Here is a 24599-nt window from a genome sequence, read left to right as displayed (position 1 = left end):
CATGGCCCACGTCGAAACCTCGCGCGCCGGCAATGCGCACGGCTCCACCAAGTCCTACCTGATCGGCTTCGTGCTGTGCGCGCTGCTGACCGTGGTGCCGTTCGCACTGGTGATGAACCCGGTGCTGTCGCGGCCGCTCACGCTGTTCCTGCTGGTCGGCTTCGCGGTGGCGCAGATCCTGGTGCAGCTGGTCTATTTCCTGCACATGGACCGTAAGTCCGAAGGTGGCTGGAACCTGGCCAGCTTCGTGTTCACCCTGGTGATCCTGTTCATCATCGTCGCGCTGTCGGTGTGGATCATCTGGAGCATGCACTACCACATGATGATCAACTGAGCCTGCGAATCGTGAAAGGCATTGCGTTCCCCCATGCTGGCCTGCGGCTGGCCGCAGGCCTGCTGCTCGGCCTGCTGGCCGGCCTGCTGGCCGGCTGCAGCGCGCAGTCGCGCATGGACTTCTATTCCAAGGACATCGCCTGCGAAGAACTGGGCCAGCAGTGGTCGATGCCTGACAGCCACGGCACCGTGCGTGGCCCGAAGGACCTGCAGGGGCAGGTGACCTATCTGTTCTTCGGCTTCACCAGCTGCCCGGACGTGTGCCCGACCACGATGGTCGAGCTGGGCCAGGTCAAGCACCTGATGGGCAAGGATGCCGATCAGCTACAGGTAGTGTTCGTCAGCGTCGACCCGGCCCGCGACACGCCCGAGGTCGCGCGCACCTATGTGGAAGCGTTCGACCCCAAGGCAATCGCGCTGGTCGGCAACGAAGCACAGCTGGCCGCGATGGCCAGCAACTTCAAGGCGTTCTACGAGAAGGAGCCCGGCCAGGTACCGGATACCTACACCATGAGCCACATTGCCGGTGGCTACGTGTTCGACCGCCAGGGCCGCCTGCGCCTGTTCGCGCCGTACGGCATGCCGGTGGAAAAGCTGTTCTCGGACGTGCAGCGCCTGCTGCTCGAGCCCGGCCACCCGGCCGCCGGCAACGACGCACTGGCCAGCTGCCACCTCAAGCACAGCGGCACACTCGCCGCCCGGTAATCCCGGTCCATGCCCGGCTTATGCCGACCCTTGGTCGCGCGCGCTACCCCGGTAGGTGTCGACCTTGGTCGACGTGGGTGCCAACCTTGGTTGGCACACTCCCACCCCAATCCCCGGCCGGCCAGGAGAGCCAGCCGGCCGGGGCACCACTCAACGCCTTACTTGGTCTCTTCCCACTGCACCACGTCCGGCTCGGTGGCGCGGATACCGGCGGTGGACAGCAGCCTGGTGGTCGCATCCAGTGCCGCGTTCACCGACGGATACTCCACGATGGCCTGGCCCGAAGCCTTCGACACCTTCACCACGGTGCCACCGGTGGCCGTAGCCGCGCGCTGGGCCGATGCCGCATCGGTGAAGAACACCTTGACCCGCGAGGTCGCCACCACCGGCGCTCCGTCGCGGGAGACCGCCGCCGCGAACTTGCCGGCACCGGCATCAGCAGGCGCGGCCGCTGCGCCATCCAGCGAACGCTTGGTACGCGAACTGGTGGTCGCCGCCGCCTGCGGGGTGATCGTGAACTGACCGCCGCTGGCCTGCTTCACGGTGGTCGAGGGAGACAGCTGGAAGCGCGTGCCGCCCACATCGAACGAGCGGCCGGTAGCGGACTCCTTCAGTTCCTGCGCATCCACGGTCGACAGGGTCCTGGCTGGAGGGGTCTGCCCCGAGCTCTGTGCCCAGGCAGGGGAGGTCATCGCCGCGAAGGCGAGCGTGCTCAACAGAATGGTGGTTTTCATCATCAGTGCCCCAGAACGCGGATCTTGAAGAATTCGAGGTTGCCACGCGATGCAGCGGTCGCGGCCTGCCCCATGTCGGTCACTTCCAGCGTCCAGGTGCCGCTGGCATTCTCATCCAGGAAGGCATTGCTGGACAGCAGGTCCCAGCTGGTGAAGTTGCTCTGCGCGCCACCCGTGCCCGAACCGATCGCGGTGAACGCCGGCTGCACCACGCTGCGGGTGCCGCTGGGCGACACCAGCACGAACTGCAGCTGGCGCGTGTTGCGGTGGTTGACCCGGAAGCCCAGCTGCACGCTTTCGATGTTGCGCGCGCCGTTAGCCAACTGGAAGGTCAGGCGTGCGGCGGCAGCCGAGGTGCTGCCGATGGCCACGGTACGCGTAGTGTTGCGCCAGCCGCTGTCGACCAGCGCACCGAGCGACTGGAAGTTCTCGGCCACCTGCACTGCACGTGCAGCGTTGACCACGCCGAAGCCATACCAGTTGCTGTAGGCACGGCCGGCAGCATTCACCGTCCAGCCCGGTACCAGCGTGCGCCCGTCGGCCAGCGTCACCGCCGGCTGGTTCGGGTGGTTGCGGGTGGCGGTGGTGGCCAGGATGTACTTCACATCGCGATAGGACAGGTTCGGATTGGCTTCCAGCACCAGCGCCGCCACGCCCGAGACCATCGGCGCCGACGCCGAGGTGCCGTTCATTTTGGCGGTGTAGTTGCAGGTGCTGTCGATGGCCGACAGGTTGCTGTCCAGCGTGTTCTGGCGGTTGGTGTTCTTGTTGCTGCCCTGCGCGCACCCGGTCACGTCGGTGGTGACGATGGCCGGGTCGTACGCGCGTGCCACCAGGCCGGGCGCGTACTGCGCCTGCAGGCCGTACTCACCGCCAAAGGCCGACACCCACAGGGCCGAGCCGGTGGAGGAGTACGACGAGCGCACGCCATCGGCGCGCACCGCGCCTACGGTGATCACGTTGAACAGGTTGTTGCGCGGGTCGCGGCCGGCCGGCACGCAGCCGGTGTTGCGGTTCTTGGTGTCGGTGGTGCAGACATCCTGGGTCTGGCTGATCGAGGCATTGTTGAAGTTGTTGCCGGCCGACTTCACGTAGATGCCGCCGCGGCCACCGCGCGTCCCCGACAGGGCCTGTTCATACGAACGAATCGTGTTTTCGCTGTACGCCAGCGGCAGGTTCGGATTGCCCGGGCCGGCGCCCCAGCTGTTGTTGAACACCTGCACGTCGGCCGATTCCGCGCCGTCCCACCAGGCGTACTCGATGTTGCTCTGCTGGTTGCCCAGCGCACTGCGCGAAATCGGGTTGAAGCCTTTCAGCGTCGCCGCCGGGGCCACACCGCGCACGCCCAGGTTGTTGGCGCCCACCGCACCGGCGATGCCACCGACCATCGTGCCGTGGTTGTCGACATCCGGGTTGGTCGGGGTGGGGTTGTTCGAGCCATTGGTGAAGTTCTTGCCGGCTACCGCGGCCACGTTGGCCGCCAGGTCCGGGTGGGCGATCTGCAGGCCGTCGTCGACGATGGCGATGGTGACGCCCTGGCCACGGATGCCATTGCGGAACAGGCCATCCACGTTCAGGTCGTTGCCGGCTACCGGCAGCGTGTCGGCCGGGACCGTCTGCCCGGTATTGAGCAGGTGCCACTGGATACCCGCCAGCGGATCGGCCTGTTGGGCCTGGGCGGTGACGGCCAGGCTGCCCAGCACCAGGGCAGTGGCGAGGGCCAGGCGCGCGGAGCGCGGTGGCGCGTTGCGTTGCGTGTGTCGCTTCATACACGAATCCTTCTGTTGTGAATCGGCATGGCAGGACGGCGGGGCGGAACTGCCCCATCGCAACGAGCCAAACGCGACACAACGAACAACCCCCTACCTCTTCACACACCCAATCTGCAGATGTGCCGATTGCGTCACAAATGCTTATGCCGTGGGGTAATCACGACAGCGGTGGCATGCATCTGGTGGATGCCGATCTCGGGTTGGCGCGCGCATCCACGCGTGGCGTGGATCTACCCGGTGTCATCGCGCGCCCTCACATCACGCTGTGCTACTACAGCCCGTGCACCCTTCCGCGTCGGAGCACGATGATGGTCAATCCGCTCGCCCAGGCCCATCGCGGCCTCGGCACCACGCTGTTCAGCCTGTTGAACCCGATACCCTTCGGCTTCTTCGTCGGTGCACTGATCTTCGACGCGATCTACCTCAACAGCGCCGAGGTGATGTGGGGCAAGGCCGCCGCCTGGCTGATCACCTTCGGCCTGCTGATCGCCATCCTTCCGCGCCTGATCAACCTGTTCGCGGTCTGGCGCCGCAGCGGTACCGCCACCCGTATCGACCGCATCGACTTCTTCCTCAACCTGGTCGCGGTGGTGCTGGCCATCTGGAACGCCTTCGTGCACAGCCGCGATGCGTATGCCGTTGCAGTGCCAGGCACGATCCTGTCGGCGCTGACCGTGGCCCTGATCGCCCTGGGCCTGATCCTGCTGTCACTGCAGCAGCCGGTGCTGCAGGGAGGTCGTCATGGCTAAGCACATCCTGCCCACTGTCGCCGCCTTGGCATTGGCCGCCGCCCTGTCGGCCTGCGCCGGCAAGGCCGAGTACCATCCGGCCGACCAGTCGGGCCCGCAGCCGCCGCTGCCCAAGCCGGCCAACTTCCTGATGCCGCCGATGCAGGTACCCAAGGGCGTTGGCTGGGCTGATGGACAGACCCCCACGGTGGCCGAAGGCCTGAAGATCGAGCGCATCGCCGCCAATCTGCTGCACCCGCGGCGCCTGCTGACCCTGCCCAACGGCGATGTACTGGTGGTGGAAGGCAATGGCCCCGGCGAAGAACCCGTCACCACGCCCAAGCAGTGGATTGCCGGCAAGGTGAAGGCGCGCTCGGGCAAGGCCGGCAAGGGCGGCAACCGGGTCACCCTGCTGCGCCGCTCGCCGGGAACGAACACTTGGACCCAGCACGTCTACATCGAAGGCCTGCATTCGCCGTTCGGCATCCAGTTGATCGGTGACACGCTGTACGTGGCCAACACCGGCAACATCATGCAGTACCACTACGTGCCCGGCGAAACCCGCATGGCCGACAAGGGCCGTGAGTTCACCGACCTGCCCAGCACCATCAACCACCACTGGACCAAGGAACTGCTGGCCAGCCGCGATGGCAGCAAGCTGTACGTGGGCGTGGGCTCCAACAGCAACATCACCGAAAATGGTCTTGCCGTCGAATACCGCCGCGCGGTGGTGCTGGAAGTGGACGTGGCCACCCGTGGCAGCCGCATCTTTGCGTCGGGCATCCGCAACCCGACCGGGCTGGACTGGGAGCCGAGCACTGGCCAGCTGTGGGCAGTGGCCAACGAGCGCGACGAGATCGGTGCCGACCTGGTGCCTGATTACCTCACCTCGGTGAAGGAGGATGGCTTCTACGGGTGGCCCTACAGCTACTACGGCCAGCACGTGGACGAGCGCGTGCAGCCGCAGCGGCCGGACCTGGTATCCAAAGCGATCGTGCCGGATTACGCCATCGGCTCGCACGTGGCGCCGCTGGGCCTGCTGTTCTACACCGGCCAGGCGCTGCCGCCGCAATACCACGGCGGTGCCTTCATCGGCGAACACGGCAGCTGGGATCGCTCGCCGCTGAGCGGCTACGAAGTGGTCTACGTACCGTTCAAGGACGGCAAGCCGACCGGGCGGCCGCAGACCGTGGTCAGCGGCTTCGCCTCGAAGGACGAGAAGACCCTGATGGGCGCACCGGTGGGTATGGCCATGGATGCCGAAGGCGCGCTGCTGGTCGCCGACGACGTGGGCGACGTGGTGTGGCGGGTGTCGGCCAAGTAGTTCTGTAGAGCCGAGCCATGCTCGGCTTGCGCGCGCAGCGCGGGGTTTCCGCGTACAGGTCGAAGAGCAGCCGATCGTGGGCTCGGCTCTACAGTTCCGCGGTACTGCTGCGGAACCCGCTGAACACGGACTCGGCAGCAAACCCGACGCCGCCCAGCAGTACGCCGAAATACACCACCGTGGCCACCACGAAGCCATAACCGGCCGCCACCGCAGCGCCATCGCGCTGGATGAAGCCTATGGCGAAGGACATCAGCGCCAGTGCGGGCAGCGTGTTGCTGAAGGGAATCGGCCCGGCCGGCGCCATCAGCAGCAGAGTGGCCACGACCAGCGCCAGGTTGTTCAGGCGCATCATCCTCTTCGAGCGCACCATCACCGCCAGCCGCATCGGCCGCGACAGCCGCTCGATGCGGTGCACCCATTTCAGCGCACGGCCCAGGTTGGCCTTCAGCTTGTCGGTGGCGATCTCGCGGCGCGCCAGCTTCTGCGGCACCCATAGCGGGCGGTTGCGCACCCGGCTCAGGCCGATCAGCAGGATCGAGGCGCCGAACACGGTGCTCAGCCCGGGAATCGATACGGGAATGATGAAGATGGCCGACAGCAGGATCACGATCAGCAGCAGGCCTTCATCGCCCAGCGCGCTGAGCAGGGTGCCGACGCGCACCTGGTCGCCGGGCAGCTCGTCGATCATCTGCTCGATCTGCTGGGCCAGGGGCGCGCTGTCGTTGGTTTCGGGGGCACGGTAGGTCATGCGTCGCAAGGTTCTCCAGGGAAGGGCGGTCAGCGGGCCGTCCTGCGGTGGGGGACGCACAGGCTCCCGCAGTATCCCGGCCAACGTGGGCAAAGAGGTGAACCGGGCATGAGGGGGTAAGCTGGCGTGCCCCGCACGAGTTGAACGCAATGGACATGGGCCGCAGGCAATCGACCATCGAACTGGTCGCCATCGACATGGATGGCACCCTGCTGGATCCCGCCCACCGGCTCACCGCCCGGGCCACGCAGGCCATCGCGCAGGCGCGCGCGCTGGGCGTGCACATCGTGCTGACCAGCGGCCGCCCGGTGCCGGGCTTGGCGCCATTCCTGCAGGAACTGGGCATCGATGGCGACGATGACTACTGCATCGCCTGCAACGGCGGCCTGGTGCAGCGTATCGGCACGCGCGAAACCGTGGTCGAGTACCCGCTCAGCTTCGCCGACTTCCTGTTCTGCGAGCAGGTTGCGCGCGAACTGGGTATTCATTTCCAGGCGCTGGACAGCCAGCGTATCTACACACCCAACCAGGACATCAGTTACTACACCGTGGCCGACTCGCATCTTTCGCGGATGCCGCTGTCGTACCGCCGCGTGGCCGACATGGACCCGTCGATGTCCTTCATCAAGCTGATGATGATCGACGAGCCCGAGGTGCTGGACGCCGCCATCGCGCGCCTGCCCAGCAAACTGACCGAGCGCTTCGCGGTGCTGAAGAGCGCACCGTTCTTCCTGGAAGTGTTCGACCACCGCGCAGGCAAGGGACCGAGCCTGCAGAAGCTGGCCGAGCACCTGGGCATCGACCGCGCCAACGTGATGGCCATCGGTGACCAGGAAAACGACCTGACCATGCTGCAGTACGCCGGCACCAGCGTGGCGATGGGCAATGCCATCGACGCGGTGAAGGCCGTGGCGCGATTTGAAACCACCAGCAACGCCGATGAAGGCGTGGCGCGCGCGATTGAGCGCTTCGTTCTGCAGTGATCCGGAGCACATCATGAGCTGGACGTTGATGATGTTTGCCCAGTCCTTTGCCAACGAGCGGATGTCGGCGCAGGTCTTCTCCGAGTCCTACATCGAGCTGTGGAAGATCGAGCGGGATCTTGACGTGCTGGCTTTGGATGACGCAGCGCTTTCAACGTGCCTGTCCAGCATCTTCTGTGCTGCCGACATGTATTGTGACGAAGAGATGGATCGCCATCCGTATGAGATTGATGCCGCCCAGCTGCATGCTGCCGTTGTGGCTCAGATCGATGAGTGGAAGCAGTCCACGACTGCTATCTAGCCTGACTTGGATGTATACCTGCGTATAGCCAATACATCCCCATCGCCATCGGCGCTGTACCACGGCGCGGTGGCGAATGCGGCAGTGCGATGCAAGAATTTCGCACGTCGAAATCATCCCATCGAATCCCACGGCAGATGATCGTCTTCGTCTGCTGACCGGCGCGTACTGCGCCGTCGCTCCCTCAACGCAATCGCATCGCCAGCCAGGGCGCCGACACCGGTGCTGCAACGCGCTGGGCGTGCGCCTGCGCCGCGCTCTCCCTCCACCCTGGATCTGCCCATGAACACCCCACCCACGACGCGCCTCGCCCTGGCCATCATCGCGGCCATCACCGCACCTGCGTACGCCGCAGAAACGCACGATGCCGCGCACGACTCGCCCACCACGCTCAACGCCCTGCAGGTCATCGCCACACCGCGCGGCGCGGCCGTTGCGCCGACCCAGGTGGTCGGCCCCAACCGTTACATCATCAAGGCAGACGACCTCGACGCGATGGTCACCGGCAACAACGGCCTGGCGATGCTGAAGCAGGTGCCGGGCGCCAGCTACACCGCCACCGACGGGCTGGGCCTGGATATCTCGGCCACCAGCCTGTTCGTGCGCGGCTTCCGCATGAACGAAATGGGCATCACCTTCGAGGGCGTGCCGCTGAACGACAACGGCTTCCTCTCGCTTACCGGCACCAGCGTGGTGAACGTGGGCGTGCCCGATGGCATCGGCGCGATCACGGTCAGCCCTGGTGGCGCACCGGTCAGCGTGTTCTCCAGCAGCGTCAACGGCGGCAGCCTGGAATACCGCCTGCGCGAGCTGCAGGACACGCCCAGCCTGCGCGTGAAGCAGGGCGTGGGCAGCAACAACACGCTGGTCACCACCGTATCCGGGCAGAGCGGCCAGCTCGGCGAGCATGGCCCGAAAGTACTGGTCGACCTGCAGCGTGTGTCCGCCGACAAGTACCAGGGCGAGGGCACGCAGAACTTCCTGCGCGGCGACCTGAAGCTCCAGCAGGACGTCGCCTGGGGCGATGTCACCGTGTTCCTGTCCGACAGCAAGGCCAAGGTGTGGGGCTACAACAACATCTCCTTCGACATGATCCGCAAGCTGGGCTGGAAGGCCGACATCTTCTATCCGGACTACGCCTGGGCCTGGTACGTGGCCTCGCCGGAGAACGCCGACAAATCCTGCGGCGCCTACACCTGCGGTGAGCTGTCCGAACTGATTCCCTACGACACCGGCCAGATCACCCGTGACCGCGTGTCCTCGATCAATCACCGCTTCCAGATTACACCGGTGCTGAGCGGCAACGTGCAGCTGTACAACGCCAACAGTCACACGCAGGCTACGCTGACCGACCCGACCGTGCCGTCGCCCAACGGTGCGCCGTTCTCCGAACAGGTGCAGACGCCACGCCTCAACCGCCTGGGGGGCATGGTCAACCTGCAGTTCGAGGCCGGCGCGCACACCTTCACAGCCGGTTTCTGGCAGGAGAAGAGCAAGGCCGCCGCCAAGACCGAGTGGTACCAGCAGCCGCTGCTGGGCGAAGGCCCGCCATTGAAGGCCACCGGCCCGTTCGATGTGTACGGGCCCGCCTTCAAGACCGACAACGCATCGAGCTGGGTGACCCGCTCGCGCCAGTTCTACCTGCAGGACGACATCGTGTTGAACGACACGCTGAAACTGGGTGTCGGTTTCAAGGCCGTGGACTTCCGCACCAGTGGAGGCGGTCTCGGTGATGCCGAGGACCGGCCGGTGAACGGCACGCTGCGCGCGAAGAGCAGCTTCCTGCCGCATGTCTCGCTGTTCTGGAGCCCGACTGAATCCACCGATACCTTCATCGACCTGGCCAACACCATGAACGGCTATCGCGTTGCCCAGCGCGGCAACATCGGCTACACCGCTTCGGCATGGACCATCACCGACCAGGAAGAGTTCGACCGCGTGGCGGGCACGCTGCGCCCGGAGAAGAACTGGAACCTCACCGTGGGCGCGTCGCATCGCTTCGACCGGCTGACGATCACCGGCGACGTGTTCTATAACGACATCCGCAATCGCCTGCTGTCGGCGGCCATCGGCACTCAGTTTGCGCAGATCAACACCGTGCGGCTGATGCCGAAGATGCACGTGATCGGCGCCGACCTTGGCATCACCGCCGACCTGAGCGAACACCTGCAGTTCTACCAGGGCGTGGCCGTGGCCCGTTCCTACTACGACAGTGACTTCGTGGTGGGCGACACGGTGTACCCGATCAAGGGCAACGCCCAGCCGGGTTACCCGCAGATCTCGCTGGTCAGCGACCTGTCCGCGCACTTTGGTGACTGGCGCTTTGGTGCCACCAGCACCTCGTACCTGCGCCAGCCCTTCACCTACGAGAACGACATCCGCGTGCCGACCTTCTGGCAGGTCAACACCTATGCCGCCTACCGCTTCGGTACGGACAGCGCGGTGCCCGGCCTGGAGCTGCGGCTGGACGTGAGCAATCTGTTCAACCGCCACAACATCGGCACCGCCACCATTGCCGGTTCGTCGTTCTCTGGGGACTACCAGACCCTGCAGCGCAGCGCGCCACGGCAGCTGATGTTCAGTACCTCGATGACCTTCTAGGTAGATCCACGCCATGCGTGGATAGCTGACCCAGATCCGCCCAGCGCCCCTTGCGCAATCAACAGGGATTTTCTGGCAGCGACGCAAGGTTCCCACAATGTTGCTGGGTCATCCTGTACGCATGGCTCAGTACAACCCGCGATCACCGTTGTTCGGCATCAGGGGCCCAGGACGGCCCCGGCAGGCGCTGTCCGTGGCGCCTGAAATCGACCTGCGTGCCGAGTACCAGTTCTGGCAGGTCTACGAGCGCGTGGTCCGTCCGTTGCCCGGTGGGGGGCTGCGGCTGGCCTGGCTGGTGTGCCAGAAGGTTTACCGGGACCGGTGGCAGCACCCGGACGACAGCGACGAGGCGGCGTTGTCGCGGGTGCTGTTTGGCGGGAACATGACGGCTGACCGGGCGTCGGAGCTGGCGGAGCTGCACGCGCTGGTCAGCCGTCGGGTGGCGTCGCTGGCCAGGCGTGGGCGGATGGGGACAGCGGCGTAATGCCGCCCTTGGTGGGGTCGACTGTCAGTCGACCGCTGTAGACGTTGGTAGAGTCGACTGTCAGTCGACTGCTCTTCGCGCACGGCTGTAGGAGAGCACGCGCAGTCAGCGTCCATCCGACCCGGGCGCATAGGCCAGTGTGATGCCTTCCTTCGGGTATGCCTGCGGAAATCGGTTGTTCTCACGACACCATGTCGCGGCCGGTGGCGACAGCCACTCGATCAGCGTCAGAATCTCATCGTGGTGCCTGTGCAGATTCCAGCCGAGGATCGGTTCGTGATGGGCGATGCGGTTGCGCAACACGCGTATGCGAGTCAGCGGTCCCGAAAAGCTCTTCCTCTTCAGTCCCTTGGGCGCACTGGGGTCCGCAATCCGATGAAGGATCTGCTGCCAAAGAGCCTCGTAGTCCTTATTGAACATTGTTGTCCAGAAACTAAAAGTGAGACTGGCGACTACACCGCCTGCTGTCACCGCCTTTCCCGCTCTGACCAATTCGTTGACGGCTTTGGCGACCTGCTCGAGTTGGTGAGCAACCTTCAGGGCGCCAGCGCCTCGGCCGTACCACGCCTCGCCCTTTGCCTGGGTGAGAACGGTGTGGATGCGGTTTCGCAGTGCCACTTCCAAGGTCTGTAGCGGTGCGTAGAGGCTTTCAGACACGTCGGTATTGCATCCATACAGGGCGATGGCCCGGCTGCGGTCGCCGCCCGCCCAATCCAGGTAGCGGCCAAAGCGCTCCAGGGAAAGGGCTTCTTCGAATCTGTCATGGCTCATCGCTGCCTGGACGCCTCCACTGATGCCGATTGCAATGCGCTGCCCCTGTGGGTTACTGTGGTCATGTACACCCCGGTACCGTCTCTGTCCCTCTGGGCACGCGGCCGGGGTATTTTTTTGCGTGATGACCACAGCTCCATGGCGAATCTCTCAATCAGGTTCATAGGTTCCCTCGATCCAACTGCCGGTAGCCAATTGCCTCCGCCATATGCGCGGTCTGGACCGTTTCGCAAATCGCACCATCCGCAGCCATGGCCCGCTGTTGGTAGAGTCGACTGTCAGTCGACTGCTCTACTCATCCGCTCCGCAGAAAACCGCGCTTCGCGCGCGAGTCGACTAACAGTCGACTCTACCAACGCCCTCTCCAACCGGCGCTTCTAAGGCTTTCCCCGGTCCAGCTGCCGATAGCCAATCGCTTCAGCCAGATGCGCCGTCTGGATCACCTCGCAACCCGCCAGATCGGCAATCGTGCGCGCCACCCGCAGAATGCGGTGCATTGCTCGTGCGGAAAGCTGCAGGCGCTCGATGGCCTGTTCCAGCATGTCCTGATCTGCCTCGCTCAGTCGGGTACAGGCCCGCAGTGCCGCCGGCGGCAGATGCGCGTTGAGCCCGCCACGCACCTGCTGCTTGGCATGAGCGGCTTCCACCCGTGCACGTACCGCCGCACTGGGCTCCCCCAGCGGCGTGCTTTCCCGCAACTCCACTGCGTCCATACGCGCCACACTGATATGCAGGTCGATACGGTCCAGCAACGGACCGGACACCCGTGCGCGGTAGCGGTTGATCCGTTCATCGCTGCACAGGCAACGGTTGCTGCGGTCACCGGCCCAGCCACACGGGCAGGGGTTCATCGCAGCCACCAGTTGGAACCGCGCTGGATACTGCACGCTGCGTGCCGCGCGGGCGATGCGGATGTGGCCGGATTCCAGCGGCTCTCGCAGAGTCTCCAACGCACTGCGGTTCCACTCTGGAAGCTCATCCAGGAACAGCACGCCGTGATGGGCCAGCGAGATCTCGCCGGGACAGGGTGGATTGCCGCCGCCCACCAGCGCCGCTGCACTGGCACTGTGGTGGGGAGAGCGGAACGGCCGTTGCCGCCAACGGCGCGGATCCAGCCCTTCACCGCTTACCGAGGCAATCGCGGCAAGCTGCAGCGCCTCGGCTTCCTCGGTGTCCGGCAACAGACTGGGCAGGCGTGAAGCCAGCAATGTCTTGCCGCAGCCAGGGCTGCCGATCAGCAGAAGATGGTGACCACCGGCTGCGGCGACCTCCAACGCGCGCCGAGCGTGCGCCTGCCCGCGTACGTCGGCCAGATCCGGCAGCGGCAACGGCGTCGTGTCCACGCGCTCTACGGGTGGCAGCAGGCGCGGATTGCCCAGCCCGGCGCAGCATTCCAGTAGCGTCCGCGCCACACGCACGTCCGCGTGCTCGGCCAGCGCCGCCTCGGCGGCATTGCCCGGCGGCACCACCAGGATGCGCCCGGCATCAGCCGCCGCAATCGCCGCCGGCAGCGCGCCGGCCACCGGCCGCAGCTCACCGGTCAGGCCAAGCTCACCCAGGAACTCGTACTGCAGCAGCGATTGCGGATCGACCTGGCCACTGGCCGCCAGAATGCCCAGCGCGATGGCCAGGTCGTAACGCCCGCCTTCCTTGGGCAGGTCGGCAGGTGCCAGGTTCAACGTGATGCGTCGCTGCGGGAAGTCAAAGCGCGCACAGAGCAGGGCGGCACGCACGCGCTCGCGCGATTCGCGCACGCTGGTCTCGGCAAGGCCGACAATCTGGGTGGCAGGCAGGCCACCAGAGAGATGCACTTCCACCCGCACCAGCGGGGCATCGACCCCGACGCGGGCACGGCTGTGGACCAGCGCCAGGCTCATGTGTGGATTCCTGCAGAAAGACGCTTGATGGTGCGGCAGGTGTTCCGCAGAGTGCCATCGGAGAATGCCGGTGAAATGGCTAGGAAGTTCGGCTAGACAATCAACGATGTGCTCCACCAGGGGAACGAGATTACCCTTGGTTGCTCAAACTTCAAACGCTACAGGCATATCAGCTCGGTCTTGCCGCTTATCCGTCCCTCTCTAAGCAACCAGCCCTCTAAGGTCAATTTGTTCATGAACATAGAGTATCGCTTCACCTTTCGCTGGACAGCCAAGCGCGCGCTAAAGCTCGAGCAGATCGGTGCCACTGTTGATCCGCCATCTGACTTCAGTGGGGAGTGCATTATTGGTGTCGTCCATTCGACGGAAGGGGCTCCAGAATGGGCGGGCGTTTCCTCGCTGATCAGGGACTGGGGCGGCTCCTTCCTTGTAACGACGGATTTTTCGGCCACAGAGATTGCCGCTGCTGATTACTGTGAGCTGCAGGTTACGCATGCAAATGGGTATCCTCAGCCGGAAGACGATTTTGGCTTTCGGGCTCAAACCTACGACACTTCGAAATACTGTGACGAGTGCGGAGCATGGGCTGTCCAGAATGCGCCTTTCCGTGTGCGGAAGTCATTGAAGTGGGGGCGTAACGCATTCCTCAAACTGTTCTGGGTTGAAGATGCGATCTTCATGCAAAAGGACGTTTGGCAAGTGCATCTTGCTCCACTTGGCATTGAGACGTGGCCGGTTGAGGACCCCAAGGGGAGTGTTCTTGATCACGTCGTGCAGCTACGTGCTGACACGAGCGTGGCATTGCAGATGGATGAGGACTTGGGGGTTCGCTGTCCGAAATGCGGGCGCGCTCGCTACACAGGCCCAGAGCGAGGATTCTTGCCAGCGCCAGTTGGCAATCCAGACCTTCCCATCTTCCGCAGCGAGCAGTTCTTTGGAGCGGGCCACCAGTCTTCCAACGCCATTCTCATCAGGCGGGATGTGGTCGCGGTGATTCAGTCGGCCAAGCTGAGGGGAGCTAAGCTATGGCCTTGTGCCGCGCCAGAATAGGTTCCAGGAGGTTCTACAGAGAAGGTGTACAACAGGGCAGTAAAGGAAAGGAGCGAGCTGAAATGCAGTGCATTCGATTACTGATGGCCCTCTCGCTCGCCATGGGCCTGCCGGGGTGCCGGGATGAGGTGGAGAGTTCAACGTATCCCATTGGTCAGACGGGAGAGACGTGCACCGCCTACAAGGGCTTTGACCGCCACCCTCCAGAAGTAGTTATGGTCGAGCTTGCCAAGCGAGGGTTGGATAGCCGCCGATTGGTGCATAGGACAGTCTGCGGCCCGATCACCAGTTGGGACATTCTCCCCGCAGGGGCGTCGATCGATCGGATACCTCCGCCAGACGCATATGTAAACGTCCACCTGCTGGATGACGGCTCGGTTTCCATCAGTACAGACCGCCCCTGACGTTGGCGCCGTCCTTGATGATCGAGCATCGGGCGGCCCCTTGCGGTGCAGGCGCAGCGCAACTGTGAGCGTCAGCCTACGAAGGCACTTCAGCGCTGAAGTCGTTGGTGGGATCGGGCTGGCGGATGCCGGGCGCCCCAAGCAGACACCGCTGCTCATCCAGCACCAGCCCATTGAAGCGCCCAAACCGCGCCTCAACCCACGAAGGCCCCGCACTTTCCACCAGCAACCGCCCCTGGCTCTGATGCAGATCCAGCCAGCGCTCGAAGCTGGTGCGCAGACGCTCGATGTCCGGCGCCCGCCAGCGTGCATCGGCAGGCATGCGGATCAGCACGCGCGAGGGCGCATTCTCCACGTCCATCACCAGCACGCCCTTGCACCGGATCTCGAAGGACGTTGCGCTGGCATGGCGCGCGTGCAGTTCAAATCCCTCGTGGGCTTTCGCGCTCACGAAGCCGCGCGCATCACTGTGCAGCAGGCGGTAATCGGCCGGCTGCAGCTTCTGGTAGGCCCACACCTGATCGCCAGTGGGCTCGGGCCACTCCACCCACATCGCGCCAATCACCGCGATGCACGCCGCTGCAGCGGCAAGGCCGTGCATCTTCATTCGTCACCCCGCACACAGGCAAAAAACTTCGCGCCATAAGCGCGCTCAGTCCTTGGGTCGCATCCGCTCGTGGATGAAGGCGGTCAGCGCGAGATCGGCCATCACCAGCCCCTCCATCACCCGGTCGCCGACGTACTGCTCCGGCTCACCGTTCTGGCGCGTGCGCTCGGCCGCCAGCAGGATCTCCTGCACGATGCGCTGGCCGGTGAGTGCGCAGTCGGCGTCGGACAACGCCATCTGCCGGCTGCGTAGATGGTGCCGCTCGGGCCAGGGCTGGCCGTCGGCCGCAGCGCCCGCACCGATGGCGTGCAGGATGGCGATGAGGCTGTTGGGGTCCAGCGCGGGCGCGGGTGACGGCGCTTCCTGGATCGGGCGCGGGGGCGGGGAGTGCGGTGTGGTCATGGCGGGCTCCGTGCATGCAGGCGGACGCCGCCACCGATAAAGGTGGCGGGCAGAGCGTGGCTCGAAAACCGGATGTTGGGAACCGGCGGGTACAGGACCCCCACGCCCCGCCCGCCATAGCCGGCAGACGGATTGCCAGCCGGCACCACGCGCGGTGGTGCCGGCTGGCAAGCGCAAACTACTTCCCAACAAAACGGGCTTTCGAGTCCCGACCACCGATGCACGGTGGCGCAGTAACGATTACCTGCTGTTGTTCGGAATGCCAACGGGTAGGGGTCAATTCCGCCAAAACCCGAGACGCTTTTGGCATTGTCGCATAGCGAGGAAAGCGGCGAGAGCCTTGGCGTGCTTGGCGCAGCGGCACTTCTGGGACGGAGTCGTCAGAACCTTCCGCCAGAGACGCAGGGAGCGGCAAATGCGACAACATTGGTCCGACGGCCGCTGATGGGTGCCGCGTATATCGCCTCCATGCGTGAGTGACTTTCTGCCTATTGACCCCACGAGGCGCCGCGCAGAATCTGACTACCACTGTAGTCACTCGGAACTGATCTGCCCGCAGCAGGAAGGTTCTGCGGCGTTTGAACGGACTCCACCCACTGGCGCAGGCCGCTACGAGGATCACTGTACGTGTTACGCCGCAATCGACTTCTTCTGTCTGCGGGTCTGCTCCCGCTTCCGTGGTTCCTGTTCTGGACCAGTGTTGCCGCCGTATTCGCGCCGGGCTACAACCCGCTTGCACAGCACGCCAGCGAGCTGCTGCAGGCGCCAATGCTTGCAAGCATCTGCGGCAGGATCGCCGCCATCGGCTCCGGCGTGGGATTCGTGGCGTTTGCCATTGGGGTATGGCGGGAGTCCGGCCGCCGGATTGCCTTGGGCGCGATCTGCTGGATGATCTTTGGCATCTCCATGCTGACCAACGGGCTCTGGCCCATGGGCCATCCGATGCACGGCTTCTACACCATTGGCATCGCAAACATCATTGCACCGGCGATGTCGCACATCGAATTGAGCGCGTGGTCTTCCAACCGAAGGGCGTACGCCGTGACTGCTATGGTGAGCATCGCGAGCATCGTCTATCTCTGGTTGAGCGTGGTGGGAGCGGACCCGGAGGGGTTCAGGGGGCTGACCCAGCGCGTGTTCTCGTCGATCAACTCGCTGTGGCCATTCCTGGTTGCGTTGTACCTGCTGCGCAGGGGTTCAAGTGCGCTGAAGGCGCAGCCTGCGCATTGATGGGACGGTACGACAGGGCCATGGACGGCTGTTGAGCGCTTGAAGTAGAGGAGGGCCGGCGGTATCAACTTGTTCAGCCTCTCCGACCTCGCCACGCAGGCGCTTGGTCAGAATTGCTGAACGCCCAGCAGGGAGAGAGCATCGGAGGCCTGTCGAAGCGCATCGTCTCGCTCCTGCTCGAGCCGCTTATCGTAAGGCGGATCAATCATGTGAGTCCTGCAAAGCGGGTTCTTGCAGCCACAGGGCCGAATTGCGTTCGCGTTAATGCCTTCGTCGAGCGTCATACGCAGCTTGTTGAGTTTCTTCGAGCAATTCGCGAGTCCGCTCGAGACACGCGCGTCCGGGAAGACGTGGCTTGGCGGCACCCGCGAAATGATCGCCCCTTCACGATCGCGCCAAATGCCGGTGTTAAGAGCTCCAATCGTGTCCCCGATGGCATGCCTGAATGCCGGCATGGAGCTCTCGCAGCGGATTGGCGTTTGAAAAGCAGGCCGGTTGAACAGCCGCGCGACAAGTAAACCGGCCTCCTTCTCGGTCGCGGGATCGAGCTCTAGCATGAACTGGCGAAGCTGCATTTCGTCGTCGGGCAACTCGTCGCCATTGAAGAAGCGATTAAGGACTGACGGCGCGTGAAATCTCATGTGCTCCTCGAATTCCGGGCCAGACCACACCTGGCAAATATTGATCTTCTTGGAGTTTGCGTAGGCTTCGCACTTTTCCTTGGTCTCGGCGCTCACGCCTCCCCCGGCTATCACGATGACCTCATGGGGCGGCGTAGCTTGCGTGCTCGTCAATCGCTCGATATCTTTCTCCGCTTTGACCAACGTGAACTTCTGCCAGTTCGCACATGCGACCACGACAGTGACCTCGTTGCCATGTTCATCCTCGCAGACGCCGATGATGTCGCGCCCCTTGTCGCCGCCGGCTTGCCCGTTCCAGTTCAGCGATCGCCATGCCCGCATACGAAAGAGCGTTGCGAAGACCATGCGCTCGAAGTCGCGACCCGACAAGTTGTTGAATTGGATGGGGTGAACCGTGCGAGTGAAGGTGAGTGTGGAGTTACTAGACTTTGATGTCGACATAGTGAGATTGGACCGCTGGGCTTGCCCATCGGTTTGCGCGTGAGTAGGAGACTACATTGTTGACTGAATCGCCCTGGCTTGGAAGTTGGGCGTGGTGCGACCCGATTTTGACGTAGTTCTGCCTGCGGGCTGAGAACTGATGAGGGCCTCAGCATTATTTCTGGGCCCGGGCATACGTCGGCTTGTTTGCCTAGTGCGTCCAGCCTAATATCGAGAGGTATGAAGGGCAAGGCCGCTATGTGGTGCTCTGTGAGCGCGTCGCATAGCCGGACAACAGGTCGGTCTTTTAGGAAGCTGGGCGGCTATGGAGGATCAATGAGCTCCCTTGAGGCACGAATACATCAAGGTCGCTATGACACAGAGCGGGAATTGCTCAGTATTCGCATTAATGCCATCGCAAAAGATCGGATCGACATTGTTGATGCGGTGAATCAGCGACTCAAGAGGGTTTGTCCAAAGGTTTATCAGCGCCTTGTCGGTCCGCTCCGTGACAGAAAGCGTGATTCGAAGTTCAATTGCTATTGCAACAACCCAAGAAGCTTGAAGGACGTTTGTCAAGACGTCATCAATAATAGTGTTCATCCTGATTGCCTGATCTGCGATGAATGCTGGCAAAGTGATTTGTGTGTTGCATGGGGATACTACGGCTGGTCAGCTAGGATCATAAGTAGGGCGGAATGGGATCTGCTCTGCGACGAACGAGCACGATACAAGTTCGTCGAATAGGTGTCTAAAAATTAATTCAAGCCGGCTCCACTCCGCGGCTCGACTTACTTCATATTCTAGGTGTTATATGCCAACTCGGTCGTTTTCAGATAAGCAATACAAACAACGATTCTCTAAGAGAAATTCGCTTGACAGCAGGTCAGTTCGGGCTGTTGCTTTGGAGCATGCGCTTGGCACGCGCAAGTTTGAGATCGAACTATACTGGAAGCGAGCTAGCTATTTTTGGACTTTCATTGGCGCGTCGTTAGCTGGCTTCATCGCAATTCAGGCATCTAATTCACCCAGTAAAGAGCATTTGTCTGTTTTGCTGTCTTGTCTAGGCCTTGTCTTCTCTTTCTCATGGTTGCTTGCAAATCGCGGGAGCAAGCATTGGCAAGAAAATTGGGAGAATCACGTTGACATGCTTGAAGATCCTGTCACTGGCCCACTTTACAAGGTGGTGCTTACGCGTCGACCACCTGAAGGCACAAGAGAATGGATCGACCACGCATTCACCGGTCCTTCTGCATTCTCAGTTTCAAAGATCAACCAAATCATCAGTCTGTTCATGGTTGTGATCTGGGTGATTCTTCTTTTCCATTCACTTCCATGTTTTTCGGTAAGATTTTCAATAAACTGGCTGTATACTTCTGAGGTATCTGCAGCCATATCGGCATGCGCCATGATCGCGAAGTACGGCAGAACCTACCAAGGCGGCTACTGGCACAGAGGCACGATCCGCACATCAGCAATCAACAATGAGGCCTAACCAATCATTCAATTCGACGCCGCTTCGAGGACGTCGAGTAGTACAGCGAAAGGTGGGTGTTGATGGTTTTGGTGAGTAAAAAAGTCACAAGCAGTGAAAATCGCACACTACGATCATGTGTCTTGGGGAAGACTAGTCGCCGTACAATGCGGTAGGCGGGCGCCACGCTCACTGCGTGTCTGCTGTCGGCCCTTAGCTGACATCAAAGAGGCATGCAGGATGATAGGAATTCCCAACGGCGCAATCGAGCTTCAATGACAGCATTCGATCATTCCCTGGTAACCCTCCGGTTCTTCGGGGATGACATCATTCCAGACGAGATCACTGCCATGCTCGGCGCGAATCCAACCGCCGCGCATCACAAGGGCCAGCAACTCACAGGCAGCCAACCCGGCGCCGTGCGTAATGCCAGGACCGGAAGCTGGCGACTCAGCGCCCTCCGGCGTGAGCCTGAAGATCTGGAGGCTCAGATCTTCGAGATCCTCGATCAGCTCACCGGCGATCTCGCCGTATGGCAGTCATTGGCACGGTTCCGGCCTGACCTTTTCTGCGGTCTTTTCATGTGCAGCAGCAATGACGGTGTCTCGCTTTCGCCCCGCGTGCTGCTCGCTTTGGGAGAGCGTGGCATTGAGCTCGGGCTGGACATCTATGAAGCCGATGAAGAAGTGCGCAACGCCCAACGCCAGTAGGTCATCAATTGATGATCTCCCCACTCCCCGAAGCAACAAACGCCTTCAACTGCCGAACGAACTCCGCGTCGTAGGCTTCCCACTCTGCAATCTCCCCAACCACTCGCAACGGCTGCGCGCTCCGATACGACCGCGTCGGGTTCCCGGGAAACTTCTTGTTGGTCACGTTCGGATCGTCTTCAAACGGCCCGGTCGGCTCCACCACATACACGCGCGGCCGCCCCTCACCGCGGGCCATCTCCGCAGCCAGCCCGGCGCCCTTGGCAATGGTGGTGAAGTAGATGTGGTTCATCACCACACTGTCGCGATAGTTGGAGCGGAAGCCTGCGCTCAGCAGTTCGCCCACCGCGAGGTCAGCGCGGGTGCCGTGATAGAACGGCCCGGCGACCTGGTCGCAGGTGTCATGCGAAACGGGTGTCCATTCAGTGTCCTGCGCCATCGCTGCTGCCCTTGCGTGTCCTGCCGGATCGACAGGCCGGCGAGTCTAGGGCGCTCGGTGGGCCTTGCTGCAAGGCTCCATCCGGGAAATAATCTGTAAACGGGAGGCGCAGTGCGCCTCCTTTTTTCATTCTGCGGTGCTGCGCCCTTCCAGCTCGCGCACGGCCGTTTCCAGCGCGTCCAGCTTTTCGCGGGTCTTCAGCAGCACGGCGCGCTGCACTTCGAACTCCTCGCGGGTGACCAGGTCGAGCTTGGCCAAGCCGGCCTGCAGCGCGCTCTTGAAGGTGGCCTGCAGTTCCTCGCGCGATTCGCGCAGGCCCGGCGGCACCAGGTCGCTGAGGCGACGGGCGAGGTCATCGATTTGGTTCAGGTCGATCATGGGGTGCTCCGTGGGGGGGGGCCCGTGCATCCGGCGCGGGCAGGCCGTTCGCGCACAAGGATACTGCTGGCACCCACTGCCCGGACAGGCGGCAGCGGCTTCGCACGGGCCGCGTTCAGGCGCTATCCTCCACGCCGGAAGACAGGAGATAGACGATGAAGATGGTCATGGCGGTGATCAAGCCGTTCAAGCTCGACGACGTGCGCGAAGCGCTGGCCGAGCGTGGGGTCACCGGGATCACGGTGACGGAAGTGAAGGGCTTTGGTCGCCAGAAAGGCCATACCGAGCTGTACCGCGGCGCGGAGTATGTGGTCGATTTCCTGCCGAAGGTGAAGCTGGAAGTGGCGGTGACCGATGACCAGGTGGAGGCGGTGGTTGAGGCCATCGTGAAGGCCGCTGGCACCGGCAAGATTGGTGACGGCAAGGTGTTCGTGTACGACCTGGGCAGCGTGGTGCGTATCCGTACCGGTGAGTTGGACGCGGACGCGTTGTAACCCGTTCGGCGGGATGTTGTAGCGCCGAGCCTATGCTCGGCTGCATTTCGCGTGATGCAGGAACAGCCGCCGAGCGTGGGCTCGGCTCTACAAAGAGCGGTAAAGCGGTCGAGCAAGCTCGACTCTACGACCGGAATCGGGCGGCGCGAACACCCGTGTGCGACGAAGTGCCCTCCCAGTGTGATCAACCCGGCGGAATGAGGGGGGGCGACCGCCACTCCGGTAGACCGAGCGCGCGGCGGGTGCGCGTCACGGTGGCGGCGATCTCTGCCTCGAAGCCGCCATCACGTTGTAGCAGCGGCATGAGTTCGGCACAGCGTTGCTTCAGCACATCGACCCATGGCGCTGGGTGGGTCTCCGTAGCGGCCAGTGCCAAGTGCCTGCGACCCTCGTCGTAAGCGCCCGCCAGCCCGGCAGTGATGCCCGCATGGATGTGTTCGCGGATGCCCGGTTTGGGGTGATGACTCATCAATGTACGCACGCGCCCCGGGGTGGGAAAGCGGTCACGCAGGGCCAGTACCTCGGCTGCGGCCTGCTTGGCCAGTACCTGTGCGGCCGAGGCAAACTCGGCGGTTTCGGTGAAGCGTTCGAATCCGGCAACGCGGCCGCCCACGTCGAAGGACAGGTAGTCCTTTTCTTCCCAGAGCCAGCAGGCGCCGACATTGAGGTAGCTGCCCCTGTCCCATGCCGAAGGCTGGAACTCGACCACCCCGACCCACCAGCCCTGGTCGTCAAGCCAGGTGCGCGAACGGCCCTTTTGCACGCAGCCCAAGGGGCGCAGTATGGATCTTGCGGCTGCAGTCAGCAGGCGGGTGTGTTCAGGTGTCGGCATCCCCAGCGTCCTTGCGAGTGGCGTGCCGACGAGTATCGCAGAGCAAATCGGGCGTGTGACCCCGGGCAAATGCAGGGGCAAACGGCAGTCGCGCAAGCAATGCAGGGGCGAACAGCGCCTACCGGCGCTTGGCCCACTTGTAGAACCGCTTCCAGCCCTGCCGCACCGCCGCCACCCAGCCCGGGTCGGCCACCAGTGCGGCCTGCGCGGCACTCGGCGCTTGGCCGGTCACGCGCTGGCGGATCTTCAGCAGGTTCTTCATGTCGCTGCGGCGCATCTGCCGGCTCAGCGGGTTGCGGCGCAGCCAGCGCGGGGCGCGCCAGGCCGAGGTGAAGTCCAGCAGCACCGGCACGCCGCCGCTGACCACCACGTTGGTGCCATGCAGGTCGTTGTGGGTGATGCCGGCGGCGTGCAGGCGGCTGAGCGCGTGCTGCAGCTGCTCGAACACTTCATTGCCCACGGCCTGTGCGCTGCTGAGCGTCTGGCCGGGAATGAATTCCATGCCCAGCGCCAGGCCACCGAGGGTGCCGAGCAGGGCCGGGGCGTGCTTCCAGCCGCCCAGGCGCTGCAGCATGCGCGCCTCGCGGCGGACCATCAGTCGCGCGATCAGTGAAACGGGGGTGCCACGGTAGCGGGAATAGTCCTTGATGACCGCCTCGCGCCCGTCCAGGCAGGTGCGGTAGACGTCGGGGGCCAGGAAACGTTCGCCGCGCTTGAGCAGCAGCGGTGCTGCGGCATCATCGCAGCAGGAAGAGGGGGGCAGAGCAGGAAGATACATGTCGGGGTCTCGGACGACCCGGTGGGTGGCGCAAAGCGTCAAGCGAACCGGTGTTACAGAGAGTTACTAAGTTTTCGTTAATTTTAGTACTGGCCAGTTCGCTATTCCACGATTTGTCGGAGAAATGTCGGGCTCGTGGCTGGAACAGTTCGTCGCACCCAATCGGACAATTCTGTCTCATTTGGTGGGCGGTTCTTTCAGAATCAATAAGTTGGGTGTCGCGGTGCTTCGTTCATCCGCGGCCCGCTGAACGTCGCGCACGTCCGGCTTGACCCCGGCGCACGGCCTGCCGACCATAAGCTGTTAATTCGCGACATCGGCGGCCGCCCCTCCATGGCACGTCCCCGTCCCCTGCCGCGTTCCCCACCGGTGCTGGCCGCCTGGCCGTGCATCGCCCCCGTTTCCCGATCCGGCTGCGGCTGGAGGAAAGTGCTTTGACTATCAAGATCGTACTGGCAGTGCTGTTCGTGGCCTGCGTGCTGTACATCCACTTCCGTGGCAAGGTCCGTGCGCGCTGGTCGCGCCAGCTGCTGGACCATTCCAGTTTCATGGCCCCGATCAACGTGGTCATGTACATGTTCTCGAGGGTGCCGACCACGCCGTTCCTGGACCCGGGCAAGGAGTTCCCACAGCTGGAACCGCTGCGCCAGAACTGGCAGATGATCCGCGACGAGGCGTTGGCGCTGCGCGATGCGCAGAAGATCGCTGCTTCCAGCAGCTTCAACGATGCGGGTTTCAACTCGTTCTTCCGCCGTGGCTGGAAGCGCTTCTACCTGAAGTGGTACGGCCCGTCGCACCCGTCGGCGAAGACGCTGTGCCCGAAGACCGTGGCGCTGATCGAATCGATTCCGGACGTGCGTGCGGCGATGTTCGCGCAGCTGCCGCCGGGCAGCGAGCTGCGCCCGCACCGCGACCCGTTCGCCGGTTCGCTGCGCCTGCATCTGGGCCTGACCACGCCCAACGACGATGGCTGCTATATCGAAGTGGACGGCATCAAGAAGAGCTGGCGCGATGGCGAGTGGATGATGTTCGACGAGACCTACATCCACCATGCGCACAACGAGACGCAGGAGGATCGCGTGATCCTGTTCTGCGACATCGCCCGCCCGCTGCGTTTTGGCCTGCCGGGCCTGTTCAACCGTGCGGTGGCGGCCACGCTGCTGGCCGGTGGTGCCTCGCCGAACCTGCCGGGTGACCCGACCGGTGGCGTCAACAAAGCGTTCGGTGGCCTGTACAAGGTGCGCCTGAAGGCCAAGGCGCTGCGCGAGCGCAGCGTGGTGGCCTACCAGGTCATCAAGTGGGGCCTGGTGGTGGCGGTGATTGCCGGTATCTGGGCGCTGTGATCGTTACATGAGGTTGCCGGCCAGCGGCCGGCA

27 protein-coding genes are annotated in these 24599 nt (G+C 63.4%); 14 read left to right on the top strand and 13 right to left on the bottom strand.

Annotated features, from left to right (window positions below; all coding sequences use genetic code 11):
* Window position 1: 1 nt before the first annotated feature.
* Both cyoD and ACZK29_RS20535 read left to right on the top strand, forming a co-directional pair.
* The gene (gene cyoD / locus ACZK29_RS20540; RefSeq protein ID WP_005411473.1) at window positions 2-334 is read left to right on the top strand and encodes a cytochrome o ubiquinol oxidase subunit IV; all 333 of its coding nucleotides are present in this window, start codon (window positions 2-4) and stop codon (window positions 332-334) included.
* A gap of 11 nt (window positions 335-345) precedes the next feature.
* Window positions 346-1038, top strand: a complete 693-nt coding sequence (locus ACZK29_RS20535) for an SCO family protein (protein WP_478446436.1) — start codon at window positions 346-348, stop codon at window positions 1036-1038.
* Between the two features lie 158 nt (window positions 1039-1196).
* Here ACZK29_RS20535 and ACZK29_RS20530 read toward each other — a convergent pair whose 3' ends face one another.
* Together ACZK29_RS20530 and ACZK29_RS20525 are read right to left on the bottom strand one after the other, a co-directional pair.
* Entirely contained in the window at window positions 1197-1775 is a 579-nt protein-coding gene (locus ACZK29_RS20530) for a DNA breaking-rejoining protein (protein ID WP_478446435.1), read from the bottom strand.
* A complete protein-coding gene (locus tag ACZK29_RS20525) occupies window positions 1775-3541 on the bottom strand; it encodes a S8 family serine peptidase (RefSeq protein WP_478446434.1) in 1767 nt (588 codons plus the stop codon). Before ACZK29_RS20525 ends, ACZK29_RS20530 begins: the two co-directional genes overlap by 1 nt.
* Before the next feature lie 311 nt (window positions 3542-3852).
* Here ACZK29_RS20525 and ACZK29_RS20520 point away from each other — a divergent pair, with 311 nt between their 5' ends.
* Both ACZK29_RS20520 and ACZK29_RS20515 read left to right on the top strand, forming a co-directional pair.
* The gene (locus tag ACZK29_RS20520) at window positions 3853-4293 is read left to right on the top strand and encodes a DUF2231 domain-containing protein (protein ID WP_164146867.1); all 441 of its coding nucleotides are present in this window, start codon (window positions 3853-3855) and stop codon (window positions 4291-4293) included.
* A complete protein-coding gene (locus ACZK29_RS20515) occupies window positions 4286-5596 on the top strand; it encodes a PQQ-dependent sugar dehydrogenase (protein ID WP_164146848.1) in 1311 nt (436 codons plus the stop codon). Before ACZK29_RS20520 ends, ACZK29_RS20515 begins: the two co-directional genes overlap by 8 nt.
* Window positions 5597-5684: 88 nt before the next feature.
* On the opposite strand, the gene ACZK29_RS20510 is transcribed toward ACZK29_RS20515, so the two are convergent.
* Window positions 5685-6347, bottom strand: coding sequence for an exopolysaccharide biosynthesis protein (locus tag ACZK29_RS20510; protein WP_111204997.1), 663 nt, complete (start codon window positions 6345-6347; stop codon window positions 5685-5687).
* Window positions 6348-6496: 149 nt separating this feature from the next.
* Here ACZK29_RS20510 and yidA point away from each other — a divergent pair, with 149 nt between their 5' ends.
* From yidA to ACZK29_RS20490, 4 genes are all read left to right on the top strand, one after another.
* On the top strand, window positions 6497-7330 hold the full coding sequence (gene yidA / locus ACZK29_RS20505) for a sugar-phosphatase (RefSeq protein WP_478446433.1): 834 nt from the start codon (window positions 6497-6499) through the stop codon (window positions 7328-7330).
* 13 nt (window positions 7331-7343) lie between these two features.
* The gene (locus ACZK29_RS20500) at window positions 7344-7631 is read left to right on the top strand and encodes a colicin immunity domain-containing protein (RefSeq protein WP_049404433.1); all 288 of its coding nucleotides are present in this window, start codon (window positions 7344-7346) and stop codon (window positions 7629-7631) included.
* 282 nt (window positions 7632-7913) lie between these two features.
* Window positions 7914-10232, top strand: a complete 2319-nt coding sequence (locus tag ACZK29_RS20495; RefSeq protein ID WP_478446432.1) for a TonB-dependent receptor — start codon at window positions 7914-7916, stop codon at window positions 10230-10232.
* A 97-nt stretch (window positions 10233-10329) separates the two neighbouring features.
* Entirely contained in the window at window positions 10330-10716 is a 387-nt protein-coding gene (locus ACZK29_RS20490) for a hypothetical protein (RefSeq protein WP_478446431.1), read from the top strand.
* A 105-nt stretch (window positions 10717-10821) separates the two neighbouring features.
* Here ACZK29_RS20490 and ACZK29_RS20485 read toward each other — a convergent pair whose 3' ends face one another.
* The gene (locus ACZK29_RS20485) at window positions 10822-11487 is read right to left on the bottom strand and encodes a hypothetical protein (protein WP_478446430.1); all 666 of its coding nucleotides are present in this window, start codon (window positions 11485-11487) and stop codon (window positions 10822-10824) included.
* Window positions 11488-11864: 377 nt separating this feature from the next.
* The gene (locus tag ACZK29_RS20480) at window positions 11865-13364 is read right to left on the bottom strand and encodes a YifB family Mg chelatase-like AAA ATPase (RefSeq protein WP_478446429.1); all 1500 of its coding nucleotides are present in this window, start codon (window positions 13362-13364) and stop codon (window positions 11865-11867) included.
* 234 nt (window positions 13365-13598) lie between these two features.
* On the opposite strand from ACZK29_RS20480, the gene ACZK29_RS20475 reads away from it, so the two are divergent.
* Window positions 13599-14414 (top strand): hypothetical protein, encoded by an 816-nt coding sequence (locus tag ACZK29_RS20475; protein ID WP_478446428.1) that lies wholly within the window; start codon window positions 13599-13601, stop codon window positions 14412-14414.
* Window positions 14415-14894: 480 nt separating this feature from the next.
* Here ACZK29_RS20475 and ACZK29_RS20470 read toward each other — a convergent pair whose 3' ends face one another.
* Window positions 14895-15425, bottom strand: coding sequence for a cold-shock protein (locus ACZK29_RS20470; protein ID WP_478446427.1), 531 nt, complete (start codon window positions 15423-15425; stop codon window positions 14895-14897).
* Between the two features lie 45 nt (window positions 15426-15470).
* Window positions 15471-15827 (bottom strand): hypothetical protein, encoded by a 357-nt coding sequence (locus tag ACZK29_RS20465; RefSeq protein ID WP_021201939.1) that lies wholly within the window; start codon window positions 15825-15827, stop codon window positions 15471-15473.
* A 627-nt stretch (window positions 15828-16454) separates the two neighbouring features.
* On the opposite strand from ACZK29_RS20465, the gene ACZK29_RS20460 reads away from it, so the two are divergent.
* Window positions 16455-17057 (top strand): DUF998 domain-containing protein, encoded by a 603-nt coding sequence (locus ACZK29_RS20460; RefSeq protein WP_478446426.1) that lies wholly within the window; start codon window positions 16455-16457, stop codon window positions 17055-17057.
* Window positions 17058-17164: 107 nt separating this feature from the next.
* Here ACZK29_RS20460 and ACZK29_RS20455 read toward each other — a convergent pair whose 3' ends face one another.
* Entirely contained in the window at window positions 17165-18067 is a 903-nt protein-coding gene (locus ACZK29_RS20455; protein WP_478446425.1) for a restriction endonuclease, read from the bottom strand.
* Window positions 18068-18451: 384 nt separating this feature from the next.
* The gene (locus ACZK29_RS20450; RefSeq protein WP_478446424.1) at window positions 18452-18721 is read right to left on the bottom strand and encodes a hypothetical protein; all 270 of its coding nucleotides are present in this window, start codon (window positions 18719-18721) and stop codon (window positions 18452-18454) included.
* A gap of 211 nt (window positions 18722-18932) precedes the next feature.
* Between ACZK29_RS20450 and ACZK29_RS20445 the strand changes: the two genes are divergently transcribed.
* Together ACZK29_RS20445 and ACZK29_RS20440 are read left to right on the top strand one after the other, a co-directional pair.
* Window positions 18933-19613, top strand: a complete 681-nt coding sequence (locus tag ACZK29_RS20445; protein ID WP_478446423.1) for a RipA family octameric membrane protein — start codon at window positions 18933-18935, stop codon at window positions 19611-19613.
* Window positions 19614-19867: 254 nt separating this feature from the next.
* Window positions 19868-20302 (top strand): DUF4279 domain-containing protein, encoded by a 435-nt coding sequence (locus ACZK29_RS20440; protein ID WP_478446422.1) that lies wholly within the window; start codon window positions 19868-19870, stop codon window positions 20300-20302.
* Window positions 20303-20306: 4 nt separating this feature from the next.
* On the opposite strand, the gene arr is transcribed toward ACZK29_RS20440, so the two are convergent.
* A complete protein-coding gene (arr, locus tag ACZK29_RS20435) occupies window positions 20307-20741 on the bottom strand; it encodes an NAD(+)--rifampin ADP-ribosyltransferase (protein WP_212561933.1) in 435 nt (144 codons plus the stop codon).
* A 126-nt stretch (window positions 20742-20867) separates the two neighbouring features.
* Window positions 20868-21119: a ubiquinone biosynthesis accessory factor UbiK gene (gene ubiK, locus ACZK29_RS20430; protein ID WP_111173515.1), complete on the bottom strand. Its 252-nt coding sequence runs from the start codon at window positions 21117-21119 to the stop codon at window positions 20868-20870.
* Window positions 21120-21274: 155 nt separating this feature from the next.
* Here ubiK and ACZK29_RS20425 point away from each other — a divergent pair, with 155 nt between their 5' ends.
* Complete coding sequence (locus ACZK29_RS20425) at window positions 21275-21613, top strand: P-II family nitrogen regulator (RefSeq protein WP_005411374.1); 339 nt, start codon at window positions 21275-21277, stop codon at window positions 21611-21613.
* 184 nt (window positions 21614-21797) lie between these two features.
* On the opposite strand, the gene ACZK29_RS20420 is transcribed toward ACZK29_RS20425, so the two are convergent.
* Window positions 21798-22445 carry a hypothetical protein gene (locus tag ACZK29_RS20420; RefSeq protein WP_459047294.1) on the bottom strand — a complete coding sequence of 216 codons (648 nt, stop codon included), beginning with the start codon at window positions 22443-22445 and terminating at the stop codon, window positions 21798-21800.
* A gap of 118 nt (window positions 22446-22563) precedes the next feature.
* On the bottom strand, window positions 22564-23223 hold the full coding sequence (locus ACZK29_RS20415; RefSeq protein WP_478446420.1) for an RIO1 family regulatory kinase/ATPase domain-containing protein: 660 nt from the start codon (window positions 23221-23223) through the stop codon (window positions 22564-22566).
* A 434-nt stretch (window positions 23224-23657) separates the two neighbouring features.
* Between ACZK29_RS20415 and ACZK29_RS20410 the strand changes: the two genes are divergently transcribed.
* Window positions 23658-24566: an aspartyl/asparaginyl beta-hydroxylase domain-containing protein gene (locus ACZK29_RS20410; RefSeq protein ID WP_478446419.1), complete on the top strand. Its 909-nt coding sequence runs from the start codon at window positions 23658-23660 to the stop codon at window positions 24564-24566.
* The last annotated feature ends 33 nt before the right edge of the window (window positions 24567-24599 follow it).

This window comes from Stenotrophomonas sp. 89682_Sma, assembly GCF_056481405.1.
Note: the sequence above shows the minus strand (reverse complement) of the source record. Positions and strands in the feature narration are given on the sequence as shown.